15 protein-coding genes are annotated in these 16,442 nt (G+C 64.3%); 12 read left to right on the top strand and 3 right to left on the bottom strand.

Annotated elements, in window-relative coordinates; translation table 11 throughout:
* Window positions 1-862 (bottom strand): CoA ester lyase (locus FJ311_02565; protein MBM3950315.1); only part of this gene is annotated, 862 nt, incomplete at its 3' end.
* A gap of 195 nt (window positions 863-1,057) precedes the next feature.
* Here FJ311_02565 and FJ311_02560 point away from each other — a divergent pair.
* The 5 genes from FJ311_02560 to FJ311_02540 all read left to right on the top strand — a co-directional run bounded on the left by FJ311_02560 (window position 1,058) and on the right by FJ311_02540 (window position 6,855).
* Window positions 1,058-2,023, top strand: a complete 966-nt coding sequence (locus tag FJ311_02560) for a D-glycerate dehydrogenase (GenBank protein ID MBM3950314.1) — start codon at window positions 1,058-1,060, stop codon at window positions 2,021-2,023.
* A gap of 223 nt (window positions 2,024-2,246) precedes the next feature.
* Window positions 2,247-3,374, top strand: coding sequence for a TRAP transporter substrate-binding protein (locus FJ311_02555; protein ID MBM3950313.1), 1,128 nt, complete (start codon window positions 2,247-2,249; stop codon window positions 3,372-3,374).
* Window positions 3,375-3,498: 124 nt separating this feature from the next.
* Entirely contained in the window at window positions 3,499-4,107 is a 609-nt protein-coding gene (locus tag FJ311_02550) for a TRAP transporter small permease subunit (GenBank protein ID MBM3950312.1), read from the top strand.
* Window positions 4,108-4,109: 2 nt separating this feature from the next.
* Entirely contained in the window at window positions 4,110-5,459 is a 1,350-nt protein-coding gene (locus tag FJ311_02545) for a TRAP transporter large permease subunit (protein ID MBM3950311.1), read from the top strand.
* Window positions 5,460-5,475: 16 nt separating this feature from the next.
* Window positions 5,476-6,855, top strand: coding sequence for an amidase (locus FJ311_02540; protein ID MBM3950310.1), 1,380 nt, complete (start codon window positions 5,476-5,478; stop codon window positions 6,853-6,855).
* A gap of 200 nt (window positions 6,856-7,055) precedes the next feature.
* On the opposite strand, the gene FJ311_02535 is transcribed toward FJ311_02540, so the two are convergent.
* Window positions 7,056-8,231: a site-specific tyrosine recombinase XerD gene (locus tag FJ311_02535; GenBank protein MBM3950309.1), complete on the bottom strand. Its 1,176-nt coding sequence runs from the start codon at window positions 8,229-8,231 to the stop codon at window positions 7,056-7,058.
* Window positions 8,232-10,142: 1,911 nt separating this feature from the next.
* Here FJ311_02535 and FJ311_02530 point away from each other — a divergent pair.
* From FJ311_02530 to FJ311_02510, 5 genes are all read left to right on the top strand, one after another.
* Window positions 10,143-10,721, top strand: coding sequence for a shikimate kinase (locus FJ311_02530; GenBank protein ID MBM3950308.1), 579 nt, complete (start codon window positions 10,143-10,145; stop codon window positions 10,719-10,721).
* Window positions 10,718-11,872: a 3-dehydroquinate synthase gene (locus tag FJ311_02525; GenBank protein MBM3950307.1), complete on the top strand. Its 1,155-nt coding sequence runs from the start codon at window positions 10,718-10,720 to the stop codon at window positions 11,870-11,872. Before FJ311_02530 ends, FJ311_02525 begins: the two co-directional genes overlap by 4 nt.
* A gap of 52 nt (window positions 11,873-11,924) precedes the next feature.
* Window positions 11,925-13,220 carry an HlyC/CorC family transporter gene (locus tag FJ311_02520; protein MBM3950306.1) on the top strand — a complete coding sequence of 432 codons (1,296 nt, stop codon included), beginning with the start codon at window positions 11,925-11,927 and terminating at the stop codon, window positions 13,218-13,220.
* A 156-nt stretch (window positions 13,221-13,376) separates the two neighbouring features.
* Window positions 13,377-13,823: a CBS domain-containing protein gene (locus FJ311_02515; GenBank protein MBM3950305.1), complete on the top strand. Its 447-nt coding sequence runs from the start codon at window positions 13,377-13,379 to the stop codon at window positions 13,821-13,823.
* A gap of 13 nt (window positions 13,824-13,836) precedes the next feature.
* Complete coding sequence (locus FJ311_02510) at window positions 13,837-14,391, top strand: DUF2889 domain-containing protein (protein ID MBM3950304.1); 555 nt, start codon at window positions 13,837-13,839, stop codon at window positions 14,389-14,391.
* A 4-nt stretch (window positions 14,392-14,395) separates the two neighbouring features.
* Here FJ311_02510 and FJ311_02505 read toward each other — a convergent pair whose 3' ends face one another.
* Complete coding sequence (locus FJ311_02505) at window positions 14,396-14,668, bottom strand: BolA family transcriptional regulator (protein MBM3950303.1); 273 nt, start codon at window positions 14,666-14,668, stop codon at window positions 14,396-14,398.
* A 104-nt stretch (window positions 14,669-14,772) separates the two neighbouring features.
* Here FJ311_02505 and FJ311_02500 point away from each other — a divergent pair, with 104 nt between their 5' ends.
* Window positions 14,773-15,372, top strand: coding sequence for a J domain-containing protein (locus FJ311_02500; protein ID MBM3950302.1), 600 nt, complete (start codon window positions 14,773-14,775; stop codon window positions 15,370-15,372).
* A 58-nt stretch (window positions 15,373-15,430) separates the two neighbouring features.
* Window positions 15,431-16,438, top strand: coding sequence for a cobaltochelatase subunit CobS (gene cobS / locus FJ311_02495; protein MBM3950301.1), 1,008 nt, complete (start codon window positions 15,431-15,433; stop codon window positions 16,436-16,438).
* Window positions 16,439-16,442: the final 4 nt, after the last annotated feature.

Genomic DNA, 16,442 nt, shown 5'->3' with positions numbered 1-16,442 from the left:
TCTCCATCGCCTCGATCACGCGGCGTGCTTTGGTTACTTCCGCCTCGCTCGGGCTGAACAGGGTGTTGGCGAGATCGATCTGCGTCGGGTGGATCGCCCACTTGCCTTCGCAGCCGAGCACCGCGGCGCGCTTGGCCTGAGCGGCATAACCGTCCAGGTCCTGAATATCGCCGAACGGGCCGTCGATCGGACGCAACCCGTTGGCCCGCGCCGCGACCACGAGGCGCGAAATCGGATAATGCCACATGTCGCCCCAATGGACGTCGCGTTTCTTGGCCGCGTCCGGATCGGTCAGCACGGCGTAGTCGGCGTTGGGCCCGCCGATATTGACGGTGCGCGCGCGGGTCGAAGCGGCGTAGTCGGCGACGCCGAAATGGAGCGATTCGTTGCGTCGGCTCGCCGCCGCGATGGCGTTGATGTTCTGCATGCCAAGCGCGGTCTCGATGATCAACTCGAAACCGATTCGTTTTCTGACCTTGGTCGCGGCCTCAACCTGTGTCACCAACATGTCGACCGCATAGACATCGGCGGCGGTCCCGACCTTCGGGATCATGATCAGGTCGAGCTTGCCGGGTGCCTTTTCCAGCACGTCGACCACGTCGCGGTACATGTAATGCGTATCGAGGCCGTTGATGCGCATCGACAAGGTTTTCCCCGACCAGTCGAGGTCGTTGAGCGCCTGGATGATGTTCTTGCGCGCCTGTTCCTTGTCGTCGGGGGCGACCGCGTCCTCGAGGTCGAGAAAGATCACGTCGGCGGCGCTCGCCGGCGCCTTTTCGAGAAACCGCGCGTTCGATCCCGGCACCGCCAATTCGCTGCGGTTGAGCCGCGCCGGACATTGTTCGACAAGGGTGAAACTCATGGGGGCTGCTCCTGGTTTGCGGCGCGGAAAATGCCGCACGCGGCGCGTCATTGCAAGCCGCGATCGCCTAACGCTGCCTTGTCACCCGACCTACCCGCGATTAGGGTCTGACCCCCGCCGAGCGAGCGCCACCCCGAACGGGTGGGAATCTCGCGGTCGGATGCCGCAGAAGTTTTTCTCCGAGGAGTCCTCGTCATGTCCCGCAAGCCCGTCGTCCTGGTCTGCCGCAAGTTGCCCGACGAAGTCGAGGCGCGGCTTTCGCGCGATTACGCGCCGCGCTTCAATCCTTCGGACCGGGTCTATTCCGGCGACGAATTGGTCCGGCTTGCCGAGGGTGCCGAGATCATTCTCGCCTGCCATTCGGAAATTTTTTCGGCGGACGTAATCGGGCGCCTGCCCGCCTCGGTCAAGGCGATCGCCAATTTCTCGGTCGGCTACGACCATGTCGACGTCAAGGCGGCGAAAGCGCGCGGCCTGATCGTCACCAACACCCCCGGCGTGCTCAACGACGCGACCGCCGAAATCGCCATGCTGCTGATGCTCGGCGCCGCCCGGCGCGCGGCCGAGGGCGAGCGAATCATGCGGAGGGGCGAGTGGCGGGAATGGAGCCCCGCCTTCATGGTCGGGACTCAGGTCACCGGCAAGATCCTCGGCATTCTCGGCATGGGCCGGGTCGGGCGGATTTTCGCCAAGCGCGCGCGCGGTTTCGAGATGAAAATCCATTATTTTAATCGCCATCGCCTGCCGTCCGAGCAGGAAGAAGGTGCCGTCTACCATACGCGCGTGGAAGACCTTCTGCCCCACGCCCAGTTTCTGTCCATCCACTGCCCGGCGACCCCGGAGACGCGCGGGCTCGTGAACGCCGAACGGCTGGCGCTGCTGCCCAAGGGCGCGATCGTGATCAACACCGCGCGCGGCGCCGTCGTCGACGACGAAGCCCTGATCGCCGCCCTGAAATCGGGCCACATCGCCGCCGCCGGGCTCGATGTCTTCAACAACGAGCCCCGCTTCCATCCCGGTTACGCCGAGCTTTGGAATACTTTCCTTCTACCGCACATCGGCAGCGCCACCCGGGAAACCCGCAACGCGATGGGATTCAAGGCCCTCGACAACATGGACGCCATCGTCGCCGGGCGCGAACCCACGGACCGGGTTGTGTAATCCCCCTTCATCAGAGCCCGCTGATGTAATCCTTCGACGGCATTTGCATTGCATCCAAAGAGCCCGAAACCTCTTGCGATGGCGTGGCAAATGGCCGAAAGTACGCCCCCAACGACCGCCGCTTTGCGGGCGTTTCAGAAGGCCCGGAAGGCGCGTCAAGCTGCACCAAAGGGCTCTATCCTTGCCCGTTCCGGGCAACCATCGACAACTGGGAGGAATGGATATGACCAAGATCGACAAAAACTATTCTCGCCGCAAGTTCCTGCGCGCGGGCGCCGTTGCTGCGGGCGCGACCGCCGCGACCATCGCGATGCCCAACGTCAGCCGCGCGCAGACCGCGGTTTTCAAGATGCAGGGCTCGTGGGGCGCCAAGGACGTGTTCAACGAAATGGCAGAGGACTACGTCAAGCGCGTCAACGAGATGGGCGGCGGCCGGCTCAAGATCGACTATCTGGTCGGCGGCTCGGTCGTGCATCCCTTCCAGGTGTTCGACGGCGTCCATGGCGGCCAGATCGACGCGGCTCACACCGTGACGGTCTACTGGTACGGCAAGCACAAGGCCGCCTCGCTGTTCGGCACCGGCCCTGTGTTCGGCTTCAACGCCAACGAAGGCCTCGGCTGGATCCACAACGGCGGCGGCAAGGAGCTGTTCGACGAGCTCCAGACCCAGATCATGAAGGTCAACATCAAGAGCTTCTTCGCCATGCCGATGCCGACGCAGCCGCTCGGCTGGTTCAAGAAGCCGGTGAAAAGCATGGCCGACATGAAGGGCCTCAAGTACCGCACCGTCGGCCTCGCCGCCGATCTGATGCAGGCCATGGGCCTGGCGGTCGCGCAGCTTCCGGGCGGTGAAATCGTGCCGGCCATGGAAAAGGGCGTGATCGACGCGTTCGAGTTCAACAACCCGACCTCGGACCGCCGCTTCGGCGCCCAGGACGTCGCTAAGAACTACATGATGGGCAGCCACCATCAGGCGACCGAGTACTTCGAACTCATGTTCAACAGGACCAAGTACAACGCCCTGCCGAAGGAACATCAAGCGATCCTGCAGTACGGCGCCGAAGCCATTTCTTCCGCCAACGAGTGGAAGGGTATGGACTACTATTCGAAGGATCTGGTCGAACTACGCGAAAAGGACAAAGTCAACGTGCTGCGCACGCCCAAGGACGTGTTCGACGCCCAGATCAAGGCCTGGGATGGTCTGATCGCCGTCCTCGAAAAGGACCCGTTCATGAAGAAGGTCATGGAGTCGCAGAAGGCGTGGACCAAGCGAGTGGTGTACTACAACATGTTCAACGCCACCGACTACCGCGGCGCCTACGAGCATCACTTCGGCAAGCTGGCGCTGTAACCGGTCCTCGTCACGTAACGTCATCGGCTTGTTCACGGGAAGGGCGGCGCAGGCTTGCGCCGCCCGACCTGCGAAGAGCCCCGTGCATAGGATAAGGGCGACCTAAGCCACCGTTCGGGCAGACATGACCAAATTTCTTTTCTTTATCGATTCCCTTAGCACCTGGGTCGGCAAGGCATTCGCCTGGCTGCTCCTGCTGCTCACCTTCGGCGTCGGCTACGAAGTGTTTGTGCGCTATGTCCTGAACGCGCCGACCACCTGGGCGTTCGACGTCAGCTACATCGCCTATGGCGCCATGTTCCTGATGGCCGGCGCCTACACGCTGTCGCGCAACGGCCACGTCCGCGCCGACATGCTCTACCGGCTGTGGCCGCCGCGCGTGCAGGCGCTTATGGACCTTTCGCTGTATATCTTGTTCTTCTTGCCGGCGGTCGCGGCGTTCATTTATTCCGGCTGGAATTACGCGGAAATGTCGATCCGGTTCCGCGAAGTCAGCATCTTCAGCCCGGCCGGCGTGCCGGTCTTTCCCTTGAAGACCTTGATCCCACTCACCGGCGTGTTCCTGCTGCTGCAAGGGATCGCCGAGATCATCCGCTGCATTATTTGCATCCGCCAGAACGGCTGGCCGCAGCGGCTGCATGACGTCGAGGAAATGGAAAGCATTATCCTGCGCGAGCAGCAATACCTCAAGGAACACGGCGAGGCGGCGTCGCCCGGCCGGAAGGGAGCCTAACGATGACCGATCCTCAGGTCGGCATGTTGATGCTGTTTCTGTTCATTTTCGTCATCGTTTTGGGCTTCCCGATCGCATTCTCGCTGATGGCCATGGGCGTCGGATTCGGCTTCTATGCCTTCTTCGTACCCGCCCAGGAATTCGCCCAGAACCGGATCTTCACCTTGTTGGTGCAAAAGACCTTCGAGGTCACGTCCAACGACGTGCTGACGGCGGTGCCGCTGTTCCTGCTCATGGGTTATATCGTCGAGCGAGCAAACATCCTCGATCGCCTGTTCCACGCATTGCAGATCGCGGCCAGGAACATTCCGGGTTCCCTCGCCGTCGCCACCATGGTGACCTGCGCCTTGTTCGCGACCGCAACCGGCATCGTCGGCGCGGTCGTGACGTTGATGGGGCTGCTCGCGTTTCCGGCGATGCTGCGCGCCGGCTACAACACCAAGCTCGCCGCCGGCGTGGTGTGCGCGGGCGGCTGTCTCGGCATCCTGATTCCACCCAGTATTTTGCTGATCGTGTACGCCGCCATGGCCGGCGTTTCGGCGGTTAAGCTCTACGCGGGCGCGTTCTTTCCCGGATTCATGCTCGCCGCATTTTATATCCTGTATATCATCGTCCGCGCCGTTCTCAATCCGGCGCTATGCCCCAAGCTGCCTCCGTCGGAAACCCAAGCGTCCGTGACGCAAATATTTTTGGAACTTTTGACATCCTTTTTCCCGCTCGCGATCCTGATCTTGTCGGTGCTCGGCGCGATCCTGTTCGGACTGGCGACGCCCTCCGAAGCGGCGGCGGGCGGCGCGCTGGCCAGCATAGCGCTCGCCGCCGGATACCGCTCGTTCAATTTCCAGATGCTGAAGGAATCGGTCTATCTGACGACGCGTTCGACGGCGATGATCTGCTATCTGTTCATCGGGTCGTGGACGTTTTCCGCCGTGTTCTCGGTGCTAGGCGGGCATCACGTGATCGAGAGTTTCATTCTCGGTCTCGATATGACCCCGGTCCAGTTCCTGATTCTCGCCCAGATCATCATCTTTCTGCTCGGCTGGCCGCTGGAGTGGACGGAAATCATCATCATCTTCGTGCCGATCTTCCTGCCCCTGTTGAAGCATTTCGACATCGATCCGATCTTCTTCGGCATCCTGGTCGCGCTTAACCTCCAGACGTCGTTCAACACGCCGCCGATGGCGATGGCGGCATTCTACCTCAAGGGCGTAGCACCACCGCATGTGAAACTGACCGACATCTTCAACGGTTCGTTGCCTTTCGTGTTCATGGTCTTCCTGAGCATGGTCCTGATCTACATCTTCCCGCAGATCGTGCTCTGGCTGCCGGATTATCTCTACACGCCGAAGTGAGGACCCCGTTCCGGCGATGAACCCGCACGAGCTGTCGCTGGCGCAGGCCGCGCTCGAGATTCGCGAGGGGCGCCTGAAGTCCGCCGAACTGGTGCGATCCTGTCTCGATCGCATCGCGGCGGTCGACAAGGACGTCCAGGCCTGGCGGTGCCTCGATCCCGAACACGCCATGCGCCAGGCGGAAGAGCTCGATTCCCGCCGCTCCCGGGGACAAGCCGTCGGTCGGCTCCACGGCATTCCGGTCGGAATCAAGGACCTGTTCGACACCGCCGACTATCCGACCGAGTACGGCTCGCCCATCTACGCCGGTCACGCGCCGCGACGCGACGCCGCCTGCGTGGCCAGCTTGCGCGCGGCCGGCGCGGTGATCCTGGGCAAGACCGTGACCACCGAGTTCGCCTATTTCTTTCCCGGCAAGACCCGCAATCCGCACGATCCCAAGCGCACCCCCGGCGGCTCCTCGAGCGGATCGGCGGCGGCCGTCGCCGCAATAATGGTGCCGGGCGCGATCGGCACGCAGACCAACGGCTCGGTGATCCGGCCGGCGTCCTATTGCGGCGTGGTCGGCTTCAAGCCGACACATGGGTTGATCCCGCGCACCGGCGCGTTCCTCCTTTCCCGTACCCTCGATCACGTTGGCACCTTTGCTCGCACGATCGAGGACGCGGCGCTGCTGGCCGAGATCATGGCCGGCCACGACGAAGACGATCCCGACACCCGTTCGGTCGCGATCCCACCGCTCGCGCAGACGGCCGCGGAAAACCCGCCGCTCCCTCCCCGCTTCGCGTTCGTCAAGACGCCGGTCTGGAACCAAGCCGAGCCGACGACGCATGCCGCCTTCGCCGAACTGGTGAACGCGCTCGGCGACGCTACGGGTGAGGTGGAGTTGCCTATGATCGCGCGGGAAATCGTCGCCATGCACCAGATCGTCATGGACGTGGAAATGGCCCGCAATCTGCACCGCGAATACGAGAAAGCGCGCGATAAATTAAGCCGGCAGATGCGGGAACTGCTCGAGCGCGGGCGCAAGCACCTGGCATTCGACTACCGCCGGGCGGTCGACATGATCGAGCCGATCAACGCCACGGTCGACGCCGTATTCGACGAATACGACGCCATTTTGACGCCTGCGACCACCGGCGAGGCGCCGGTCGGCCTGGACGCAACCGGCAGCCCGGTTTTCTGCACGATTTGGACTTATCTCGGCTTGCCCGCCGTGACCTTGCCGCTGCTCACCGGTCCGAACGGACTGCCGGTCGGCGTCCAACTCGTCGGCCGACGCGGTAACGACGCCCGGCTGCTCAGAACCGCCCGTTGGCTCGCCGCGACGCTGTCGGGCAAGCGCCCGGGCACGAAGTCGAAATCCGCAAAACCGAAGAAAGGCAGAACCCCATGACTCTCCTGATCTCCGGCATCATCGGCGCGATCCTGATGATCGCATTTCTCGGTTTCATGGCGGCCTGGGTCAAGGCCCCCCCGCTGGTCACCATCATCCTGATCGTCGTCGCTTTGATGGTTTTCGATCTCTATAAAGAAATCCGTGCCAGCCGTGATAACAACGCTTAAGGGCCGCTCCGGATCCTTGCGTGCCCTCGACTATCCGCGCTTGCGCGCGAGCGGATGGCTTGCCGCCACCAACGCCTTGAGGCGATCCTCCAGCACGTGGGTGTAAATCTGGGTCGTGGCGATGTCCGCGTGCCCAAGCATTTGCTGAAGCGCGCGCAAATCCGCCCCGCGCGCGAGCATGTGACTGGCAAACGAATGCCGGAGAACGTGCGGGGATACCCGTCGGGGGGCGACGCCGGCCTCGACCGCCAATTCCTTGAGCAGCTGCTGGAACCGCGCGCGGGTCAGATGCCCCCCCTTGCCGCGCGACGGAAACAGCCATGGGCTCTCGCGCTCGCCCCGCCGACCCTTGACCGTGCGCCCCGGAAGAAACTGCTCGCGCACTTTTTTCCAGTCCCCGAGCGCGGCCTCGGCGGGGTCGCTTAACGGCACCATACGTTCTTTGCCGCCCTTGCCGCGTACGATCAGCATGCGGCCCGCGCGCGGCAGTGCCGAGAGCGGCAATGCGACCAGTTCGGAAACGCGCAAGCCCGTCGCGTACAACACCTCAAGCAGGGCAACCAACCGGATTCCCTCCGCTCCTCCCCGCGCGCGGGCGGCGTCCAGCAACTTGTCGACCTCTACTTCGCTCAGGTACTTGGGCAACGGCCGCGACGCACGTGGGCCTTCCAGGGCCGCGGTCGGGTCGTCGCCGCGCAGCCTCTCGCCATGGAGAAAGCGAAAGAATCGGCGCAGCGCCGACAAGCGGCGCGCCGACGTGGCTGCGCTCATGCCCGTTTGCGCCAAGCGGGCGAGATAATCGCGCAAAAGCCGCGCGTCGGCATCCTCGGCCTTGTTCCCGCGCTTGGCGGCGAAGGCGGCAAAATCCGAAAGATCGCGGCGGTAGGAGTCGATAGTGTTGGCGGCCGCGCCACGCTCGGCCGCGAGCATTTCGAGAAACGTTTCCAGATGCCGGGATTCGCCTTCACGTCCGAATGTGGTCCGGCGGGCCTCTCCGCCGGAACCTCGGCGAAGGCGGGTCACAGGCCGAGCGCCACTGCCGCCTCGAGGGCGAGCGCGCGCGCCTCGGCTTTGAACCCGGCGGTATCCAGCGCCCGTAGCGTGCGGGTGAGCGTGAAAGGACCGGCCTGCGCCGGCCCGCCTTCGCCTAGCGCCAACAGGGCGAGCAGCACGGTTTCGCCGATCCGGCGTTCGCGCGCCGCCGATTCCAGCCGTGCCCACAACGCCGGGCTCGCCACCGGCACGGGCGTGCGCTCGGCCGTCTGCAACAGCAGGTCCCAAGTCGCGGGCGGCACCGGCTCGACCATCAGGTCGTAGAGACTAAAGAACATTTCCGCAAGAACGCGGGCATTATCGCGGCCCTTGGCCGTTTCCCACCACTTGGCGAGATCGGCCGCCTGGAACCCCTGTCCCTCGACCGAGCCTGCGAGCTTGGCGAGCGGAACAAGCGACGCCAACGCGCTCGCCGCATCCTTGTCGACGTGGGACGCACCGCGCAGGACGGCGAACCAGCCGCGTGCGGCCTCGGCGTCGCCCGCGAACAGCGACGCGCGCGCAGCTTCGGGCGCGAGCCACAGCAGGTCGGCCGACGCCGGAATCCGCTTCAGCACCGGCATGAATACGCGCACCGCCGACGGATAGCGCCCGCCGCGCCGGGCGAGCGCCAGCGCCTTGGTCACCGGTTCGGCCTGCGCCGCCGGCACGGTTTGGATCATGGCGGTGCGGTAGAGCAGTGCCCGGCTCAAGGGACCGCTCTCGGCTTCGGCCTTGCTCAGCGGATTGGCGAGGTCTTGTTCGGTGAAGGAGACACCCATGTAGAGCTGGCGGAGCGCCTCGGTTGGCAGCGCGCCCGCCGTTTCCGCGCGCTCGGCGGCATCGAGCCGCACGTCGATGGGCGCGTTGGGGCTGATGGAAATGGTCCTGAGCACCCCCGGACTGGTGACGCTGAGAACATCCTTGGGCAATTGCACGTTGGCGGCACGCGCCATGGCGATGTGCAACGGTGTCGGGTTGCGTAGCGACGCGAGCGGCGTAGGCGCCGCACCGGCAAAGCGGTCCATGATCTGGGTGAAGACGGCGTCTTCCTCGCCCATTTCTCGGAGCAGCGCGGACGCAAGCTGAGCCTTGCCCACCTCGCCTGCCAGCGCTTGGCAGAAGGCGAATGCCTTGAGCCAGTAAGAATCGCGCCCCTCGCGCACTTGGCCGGCGGCGGTTGCGCACGCGCGCGCATTATCGTTGCCGAGAAAGCGTACGTCGGTTTCCAGCCGGAGAAGAGCGGGATTGTTGGCGCGACCCGGTATCGCTTCCAACAACGCCGTCACCCCCGCTTGGTCGCCCATGGCGGCGAGAAGTCGCGTACGTTCGACGATCAGGCTCCCGCCTTCCGTCGGCCCTTCCGGCGCCGCCGCCGGCGTCAACAACAGCCGTCGCATCAGGCCGCGCATCGCCGGCGAAACCACGTTGACCGGAAGCTTCGGCAGCAAGGAGTCGACCAACGATCTGGGGGTACCTTTCCACATCTGCGCGCCGAGACCGCCGTCGGCGTCGGCCAGCGTGCCGGCGCTGTCGAAATTGAGGCTGGTGAGCTTATCGACCTGCACTTCGGGCCCGACCAAGGCCGCGGGCGGCTGGACGCGCTCGCCGCCGCCGTCCGCCCCAGCCGGGGCCGGTACGGACGGCGGCGGCGATCCGGTCGCCGACGGGGGAATCAGGCGCACAGGCCCCTCCTGCGCGCCGACGGAGAATGCGGACGCGAGCGACATGAGCGCGAGCACCGCGACGAGGTGGCCCGGCCGCGCGCGTCGGAAATTTGCGTTAACGCGGAAAGCGTTCATCGGGGATGACTTTCTCGACCTTGGCCTTCGGCGCCGGAATTTCCCAGGTTGCCAGAAAAACTCCACCGCCCACCAGCACCAGGATCAACACCGACAAAACGACGATCGAGAGCCCTTTCATGAATTTCCTTCGCGGGCGGGAAAGCCTCGCGGTTTGGGGAGGGCGCCTTGGTTGTCCGCCCGCCGGTATGTTAAGCTGGAAACGCGGCGAATTTCGGGCAGTTTATCGGCCGCGCCCCCGGCTTTCAACGCCTCGTCGCCGGCTATGGACCTTTCGAATCTCATGACCTCGACCGCCTCCTCCGCCTCGACCGGCCGCGCTCTACCCCTGACATCGGGCAAATCCGTGGTCCTGGTCGGACTCATGGGTGCGGGCAAGTCAAGCGTCGGCCGCCGGCTAGCCAAGATTCTCGACCTGCCTTTCGTCGACGCCGACGAGGAGATCGAGCGCGCCGCCGGCTGCTCGATCGAGGACATTTTCCGCCTCTACGGCGAACCGGCCTTCCGCGACGGTGAGGAACGGGTCATCGCCCGCCTGCTCGAATCGGGACCCCAGGTGCTCGCCACTGGCGGCGGCGCGTTTATGAACTCGCGCACCCGCGAACGCATCCGCGAGCGCGCGATCTCGATCTGGCTCCGCGCCGATCTTGACCTGCTGGTCCGGCGCACCGCGCGCCGGGGCGGGCGTCCCCTGCTCGCTCATGGCGATCCGCGCGCGACCTTGGAACGCCTGATGGCCGAACGCTATCCGGTTTATGCCGAAGCCGACATGACTGTCGACACCACCGACGAGAACATCGAGCGGATGATAGACCGGATTCTCGCCGGCCTGCACGAGCGGGCCGAAAAGAGGGTGCCATGACCGCGCCGGTTCGCGCCGCCGATGCCGCTGGCGAGGAGCGCCTGACCGTCGGGCTCGGCGCGCGCGCCTACGACATTGTCATCGGCGAGGGGCTGATCGCCGACGCTGGACGCCATCTCCGGCCGCTCCTTAAGCTGCCCCAGGTCGTGATCGTCACCGACACCAACGTGGCGGCCAAGCATCTTGATCCATTCCGCGCCGGGCTCGAACGCGCCGGAATCGCGAGTGAACCCATCATCCTGCCACCCGGCGAATCGACCAAGAGCTTTTGCGAACTCGAAAATCTGAGCGAAAATATTCTCGCTCTCGGCATCGAGCGCTCGACCGTGCTGGTCGCCCTCGGCGGCGGCGTGATCGGGGATCTGACCGGCTTCGCCGCGGCAATCTTGTTGCGCGGGATCGATTTTGTTCAAGTGCCGACCACGCTGCTGGCCCAGGTCGACAGCGCGGTCGGCGGCAAGACCGGCATCAACACCCGCCAGGGCAAGAACCTGGTCGGCTCCTTCCATCAACCGCGTCTGGTGCTGGCGGACATGGGTGTGCTCGACACTCTCCCTCCGCGCGAACTGCTCGCCGGTTATGCCGAAATTGTCAAATACGGCTTAATCAACGACGCCGGCTTCTTCGCGTGGCTGGAGGCGAACGGCCGGGCCCTGATCGCGGGCGATCGCGCGCTTCGTCGCCACGCCGTGCGTGTCAGCTGCGCCGCCAAGGCGGCCATCGTCGCCGCAGATGAAAGGGAAAAGGGCGAGCGCGCGCTCCTCAATCTCGGTCACACCTTCGGCCACGCCCTGGAAGCGGAAACCGGCTTCGGCCCGGCGCTGATTCATGGCGAGGCCGTCGCCGTCGGCCTCGCGCTTGCGTTCGATTTCTCCGCGCGGCTCGGTCTCTGCCCAGCCGAGGACGCGGCGCATGTCCGACGCCATCTCGACGAGGTCGGCCTGCCGGCCGCCCTCGACCGGCTCGGCGATTATGGACGTAAAGATGGCTGGACCGCAGCCCGGCTGATGGCCCATATGGGCCGCGACAAGAAGGTCGCTGGCGGCAAGCTCACGTTCATTCTCGCGCGCGGTATCGGTCGGGCCTTTGTTTCCCACGACGTCGACGAAGCCGAACTCGGCCGGTTTCTCGCGGACCGCCTCGGCGGCTGAACCGCGATCCCGCGTGTGCGCTGGGCTTTTTCCTGATCGATGAGGTAATCCCATGACCCTGATCGCCATTTTTTTTCTGCTGATCGCATCCGCCTTTTTTTCCGGCGCGGAAACGGCATTGACCGCCGCCTCGCGGCCGCTCATGCACCAACTTGCCACCACCGGCGACAAGCGCGCGGCGATGGTCAACGAACTCCGCCAGCATCGCGAGCGGCTGCTCGGCGCACTCCTTGTCGGCAATAACATTGTCAATATTCTCGCGTCGGCACTGGCAACCGGCGCACTGGTCGCAATGTTCGGCGAGGTCGGCGTCGCCTACGCCACTGTCGCCATGACCGCCCTGGTCGTCATCTTCGGTGAAATTCTTCCCAAGACCTATGCTTTCCGCAACGCCGATCGCGCCGCGCGCGCGCTCGCGCCGCTGGTGGTACCGGTGGTGTTTGTGCTGGAGCCCGTCACCCATGTTCTCAACACCGTGATTCGACGCGGCTTGTTACTGTTCAATGTCGATTTCAAGGCTGAGGACGGTTTCGCTGCGTCGGTCGAGGAACTGCGTGGCGCAATCGAATTGCACGCGGGCGAGGATATCAAGGCCGTCCGCCACGAGCGCGCCATGCTCCACGGCGTGCTCGATTTGTCCGAGCTCCAACTCGGCGAAGCGATGATCCACCGCAGCCACGTTGTCGCCTTCGATGCCGACGAGCCGGCCGAGGCGATTTTCGAGAAGGTCCTGGCAAGCCCGCATTCCCGCTTTCCCCTTTGGCGCGAGAATCCTGACAACATCGTCGGTGTACTGCACACCAAGGACATTTTCCGCGCCGTGCGCGACGCCGGCGGCGACGCACGCAAAGTGAACATCGCCCAGATCGCGACCAAGCCCTGGTTTGTTCCGGAAACGACGCCCTTGCTCGATCAGTTGCGCGCGTTCCGCGAGCGGCGCGAGCAGTTCGCGGTGGTGGTGGACGAATACGGCAGTCTGATGGGCATCGTCACGCTCGCCGACATTCTCGCCGAGATCGTCGGCGATATGCCCGAAGCCCGCGATACCGCCGGATCAGCCGAGCCGCTGCCCGGCGTGCGCCCGCAGGCGGACGGCAGCTACCTGATCCAAGGGTCCGTGACCATCCGCGATCTCGACCGCGAGTTGAACTGGAACCTGCCCGATGAGGCGGCGACGACGCTCGCGGGACTGGTGTTGCATGAGTCCCGGCGTATCCCCGAGGTCGGCCAGGCGTTCATCTTCCATGGCTTTCGCTTCGAGATCGTCCGGCGCCAGCGCCACCAAATCACCCTAATCCGAGTGACGCCGCCCGGCGACCGGAATCGCTCTAGGGTCCGGACCCAATAACCGGTACCGAGCCGCGTTTCGAAGGAAAATCGCCGCATACCCAGGCCGACCTTTCCAGGAATGTATATTTGCGTATTATGATGGATATTCGCGTGTGAACCTGTCGGACCCGAGAACGACAAGGGTACGCGCACACGGCCAAGGGAGGACGTCGCCATGCAGCTCAAGATCATTCCCGATGTGGTCCCGCGCCGGAATATCCGTACGGTCAAGGAGAGCACGTCGATCCTCGAGTGCGCCAAGCTGATGACCGAAATCCATGTCGCCGCCATGATCGTGGTGAACGATATCGGCAAACTGATCGGCATTCTGACCGAACGCGACTTGGTCCAGCGAGTGCTGGCCAAGGGGCTCGATCCGGTCAAGACCACGTGCGGCGCGATCATGACCGCCAATCCCGACACTCTGGCACCCGATGACGGAGCGATGGACGCCCTCGAACTGATGACTTCGCGCAACTATCGCCACCTGCCCGTGGTCGAGGACGGCCGTTGTGTGGCAATGGTCTCGATCCGCGACCTTTACGCCGCGGCTAAGGCGGGGCTCGAGGAAGACATCCGCGAAACCGAGGCTTTTGTCTTCGGCGACCGCTACGGGGCGTAAGCGTACCAGTCTTATGCCGCTCTCGAAACCGGTTCGCCGCCAGCACCTGCACACGCGCGAGATCGTCTGCCGCGGCTACAAGCGCGACGACGGTTTGTGGGACATCGAAGCAGGTTTGACCGACACCAAGACGTATGCGTTCGACAACATCGACCGTGGCGTCATCAGCGCGGGCGAGCCGCTGCACGGCATGTTCATACGCCTCACGGTCGATGACTCGCTAACCATGATGGATATCGAAACGGTGAGCGATCTCACGCCCTTCGCCGTATGCCCCGCTGCCGCATCCGCCTATGCGTCGCTCAAGGGCCTGCGCATGGGGCGCGGCTGGCGCGAAGCAGTGCGCGAGCGCGTTGGGGGAGTCAAAGGCTGTACCCATCTGACCGACCTGCTGGTAGGGCCGCTGCTGACGGCAACAATCCATACTGTCAACGCCGCGCGCGAAAAACTGAGCCACGCCGGAACCGACGGGAAAACCCGCCCGCCGCTTCTCGAAACTTGCCAGGCTTTCGCGACCTCGAGTCCGGTGGTCAAACGGCGCTGGCCGGCGTTCTACACCGGTGACTGATTCCTTACCGGTCTTCGGCCGGCGTCAGCGTGGCAAGCGAGAGCGCGTGGATGCGGGTTGCCATAAGCTCCTTGAGCGCCGCGTAGACCATACGCTGGCGCTCGACGCGGGATTTGCCGGCGAAGGCATCGGCAACCACCGTCAGGCGGAAATGGGTCTCGCCCTCGGGTCGCGCGCCGGCGTGCCCGGCATGGCGATGCGATTCGTCCTCGATCTCCAGACGCACCGGATCAAGTGATTCCCGCAAATTACGTTCGATCGCGTCGCGAACCCGCATTTTTGCTCCTCGGAAATCATGTGAAGATGGCGCCGATTTCCGCCGGGGCCGCGCGTGCGCCTTCGGCGCTTGCCTCGCGGGGGCCCGGGAGCCATATTTACCCGATGCTCCAGTCGAAGCAAACCCGAGGGAAAACGGATGCCAAGGGCCGCGCGCTGCACCCCGCACGGAACGCTGGCCACGCGCGCCCTTGTTCCTGGCCGGGCTGCTCCGAAGAGGGCAAATTCCGCGCGCCCAAGTCCCGCGAAAACCTCGCCGTTTACCACTGGTTCTGCCTTGACCACGTCAAGGCCTACAACATGTCCTGGAACTACTATGCCGGCATGAGCGAGGCGGAGGTCGAGGCCGATCTGCGCCACGACACGGTTTGGCAACGCCCGTCTTGGCGCTGGGGTACCGGCAACGGGCCGAGCGAGGACATGCTGCGCGAAGCGATCCGTATGCATGCATTCGGCCCCGAATTCGCCGAAGCCGATGCCGCGCCGCCCTACCGCCGCCGCGGCGGGGTCGAAACCGAAACCGATAAGGCGATGGCCGTGCTGGGTCTGAAGCCTCCGTTGACGAAAAGCGCGCTCAAGACCCGCTACAAGGAACTGGCCAAGCGCCATCACCCCGACGTCGCCCGCAATGATGAGGCGTCAGCCGACAGGATCCGCGAGATCAACCACGCCTATAAGGTCCTGATGGACGGTCTGACGGTCTGACCGCCTGACGCCCAAGTTTCGCCGCCTGTCGCCCGCAACCCCAACCGGAAAAGCACTCATGCCCACGCCCGCCGCCGACTCCGCGCCCGCCCGCAGCCTGCAAGCGCCCGATATCAAGTTGTCGGTGCGCCAAGTGTTCGGTATCGACACCGACATGGAAGTGCCGGCCTTTTCCACGCGCGAGGATCATGTGCCCGATCTCGACGAGGCCTATCGGTTCGATCGCGATACGACCATGGCGATTCTCGCCGGGTTTGCCTTCAACCGGCGTGTCATGATCCAGGGCTACCATGGCACCGGCAAATCGACCCACATCGAGCAGGTGGCGGCACGCCTCAACTGGCCGTGCGTGCGCGTCAACCTCGACAGCCATATCAGCCGCATCGACCTAATCGGCAAGGACGCCATCGTGCTGCGCGACGGCCAGCAGGTAACCGAGTTCCGCGAGGGCATCCTGCCTTGGGCGCTCAGCAACCCAACCGCGTTGGTGTTCGACGAATACGATGCCGGCCGCCCCGACGTCATGTTCGTGATTCAGCGCGTGCTCGAAGTCGAGGGCAAACTGACGTTGCTTGATCAGAATAAGGTGATTCGCCCGCACCCGTACTTCCGGCTCTTCAGCACCACCAACACCATCGGGCTCGGCGACACCACCGGCCTCTATCACGGCACCCAGCAGATCAACCAAGGGCAGATGGATCGCTGGAACATTGTCGCCACTCTCAACTACCTGCCGCACGACGCGGAGGTGGAGATCGTGCTCGCCAAGGCACCCTCTTACGCCAAGACCAAGGAGGGCCGCGAGGAAATCTCGCGCATGGTCCAGCTCGCTGATCTCACCCGCGCCGGGTTCATGGGCGGCGATATCTCGACCGTCATGTCGCCGCGCACGGTCATCACCTGGGCCGAGAACGCGCTTATCTTCAAAGATCGGGCTTACGCCTTTCGGGTCACGTTCCTCAACAAATGCGACGAACTCGAACGCCCGGTGGTGGCCGAGTATTACCAGCGCTGCTTCGGCGAGGAACTTCCGGAATCCGCCGCCAAGCGCGTAGGCCCGGCCTGATCCT

The organism is Rhodospirillales bacterium (assembly GCA_016872535.1).
Lineage (GTDB): Bacteria > Pseudomonadota > Alphaproteobacteria > Rhodospirillales > 2-12-FULL-67-15 > 2-12-FULL-67-15.
This window is presented reverse-complemented; position numbering and strand designations above follow the sequence as displayed.